Origin of the sequence: Asaia krungthepensis NRIC 0535 (genome assembly GCF_025995175.1) — a bacterium.
In the GTDB taxonomy this organism is placed as follows: Bacteria; Pseudomonadota; Alphaproteobacteria; order Acetobacterales; family Acetobacteraceae; genus Asaia; species Asaia krungthepensis.
On record NZ_BAPV01000064.1, the window covers coordinates 1 to 804 of the forward strand.

At 57.2% G+C, this 804-nt stretch carries 1 pseudogene; it reads left to right on the plus strand.

Going from position 1 to position 804, the window contains the following annotated elements:
• The first annotated feature begins 29 nt into the window (after window positions 1–29).
• Window positions 30–790 (plus strand): annotated as a pseudogene (locus tag AA0535_RS15720) (IS5 family transposase).
• The last annotated feature ends 14 nt before the right edge of the window (window positions 791–804 follow it).

Below are 804 nucleotides of genomic sequence, written 5' to 3' on the forward strand. Positions count from 1 at the left end.
TGATTCAGGCTCCCTCAAGGAGACTGAAGATGAGAGACCTGTATTGGCTGACGGACGGGCAGATGGAGCGTCTGCGGCCCTTTTTTCCGAATAGCCATGGAAAACCTCGGGTTGATGACCGCCGTGTGTTGAGCGGGATCATTTTCGTAAACCGCAATGGCCTGCGCTGGCGTGATGCGCCCCGGGAATACGGTCCACACAAGACACTCTATAACCGCTGGAAGCGCTGGAGTGCTATGGGGATCTTCATCCGCATGATGGAGGGACTGGCCGCCGGAAAGGCAGAGCCTCAGACCATCATGATTGATGCGACCTATCTCAAGGCACATCGCACGGCGTCGAGCCTGCGGGTAAAAAGGGGGTTCAGGCCGCCTGATCGGGCGCACCAAAGGGGGCATGAATACGAAGTTGCATGCGGTCGCCGACCGGAACGGACGTCCGCTCGACTTCTTCATGACAGCGGGCCAGATCAGTGATTACACCGGTGCTGCTGCCCTTCTGGACAGTCTTCCGGCAGCTCAATGGATGTTGGCAGACCGGGGCTATGACGCTGACTGGTTCAGGGATGGCCTGGAGGAAAAAGGGATCAAACCCTGCATTCCGGGACGGAAATCCCGCGGGAAGCCGGTAAAATACAACAAGCGGAAATACAAAGGCCGCAACCGTATCGAGATCATGTTCGGAAGGCTCAAGCAAGGACTGGAGACGGGTCGCAACACGCTATGACAGATGCCCGACCGTCTTCTTCTCGGCCATCTGTCTCGCCGCAACCGTCATATTCTGGCTATGAGTCCTGAGCCTAGA